General features: G+C 75.2%; 1 protein-coding gene and 1 pseudogene. Both read right to left on the bottom strand.

The window, feature by feature from the left end; translation table 11 throughout:
- A partial coding sequence (locus DKL51_RS31575; protein WP_260428745.1) for a glutamate-cysteine ligase family protein occupies positions 1–700 on the bottom strand: 700 nt, incomplete at its 3' end.
- Positions 701–859: 159 nt separating this feature from the next.
- A pseudogene (locus DKL51_RS35405) lies at positions 860–1212 on the bottom strand (hypothetical protein); the annotation flags it as partial.

The following is a 1212-nucleotide window of genomic DNA, read 5'->3' as shown; positions in this document are numbered from 1 at the left end:
GCCGGGTCCGGGCCGGGTCGATGGCCAGCCAGGCGGCCATCCGCGCGGAGGCCCATCCGGTACGCCGCCCGGCGTGCCGGTCGGCGGTGGCGAACGCCGCCAGCAGCGGCGGCCCCACCCCGTGCACGGCCGCCCACCGCTCGGCCAGCCGCTCCGGCTCGCCCGCGTCCAGGCAGACCTGCAGGCCGGCGGTGCTGTACATCATGGTCCGTCCGGCCGGGCCGCGCCGGTCGAAGACGCAGCGCATGGCCTGGTAGCGCGGGGTCTGCAGGACCGCGCGGGGTGCCCGCCAGGGGTCGATTCCGGTACGGCCCAGGGCGAGGCCGGCAGCGTCCAGTTCGGACGTCAGCTCGGCGATGTCGGCCTCGGTGGCCAGGATCAGCGCGGCGATCGACGATCGCGGCGGGGTGGAGATCTCCACCTGCCCGCCCGGCTCCACGGTCACGGTGCTGCCGTGTCGGAGCCGATCAGCGGGACTGGTTCCGTCGATGGTGACGGGGCTGTGCCGCCCCAGCGCCTGCCGCAGTCGCTCGCGGTCGACCGGTCGGGCCGGGTCCGCGGCGTCGTGCACGGTCCATTCCAGTTCGACGCCGGTACAGGTCGGTGGGCCGGTCTTGAAGCAGATCCTGGCGATGTGCCGGGCCGCCGCGGCCGCGTCCCTTAGGACAGTGGTCCGGTCCAGCTCCGGCGACATCACCAAAAGACGGCTCCTCTCCCCGTGCGGATCACGACCCTACCGGTGGGTCGACCACGACGCCACCCACCGTGACCGGTCGAGGCGTCCGCGGTCCTGCCATCTTCTGTCTAGCAGACGAACGGCGACCGCCCGGAGAGATGAAATTTTGTCCGGATCGCGGGCTCAGCGGCCGGACCCGGTGCTCGGCTTCTCGGTGGGGGCGGCGGGGCTGGGCACCGTGGCCGGCGAGGCGGCCCCGGTGGGCGCGCTCGACCGGGTGACCCGGACGCTCGGGGACGGCTTCGGGGACCGGTCCGGCACCAGTCGGGCGCAGAAACCGTCGACCCGGTCGGTTCCGCCGGCCGCGGCGACCAGGTCGGCGAAGGCGGCCGTCGCGAGCGCCCGATCCCGCTGACCGACCGGCTTGGCCAGGTAGGCGCGGCACAGGCCGGTGAGCTGTTCGGTACCCGCCGGACGACCGGGCCCGCCGGTGCGGGCCGAGCCGGTGGCCGGGGCGGCGCTGCCGGGTGCTCCGC

The organism is Micromonospora globispora (assembly GCF_003857015.1).
GTDB lineage: Bacteria > Actinomycetota > Actinomycetes > Mycobacteriales > Micromonosporaceae > Micromonospora > Micromonospora globispora.
This window is presented reverse-complemented; position numbering and strand designations above follow the sequence as displayed.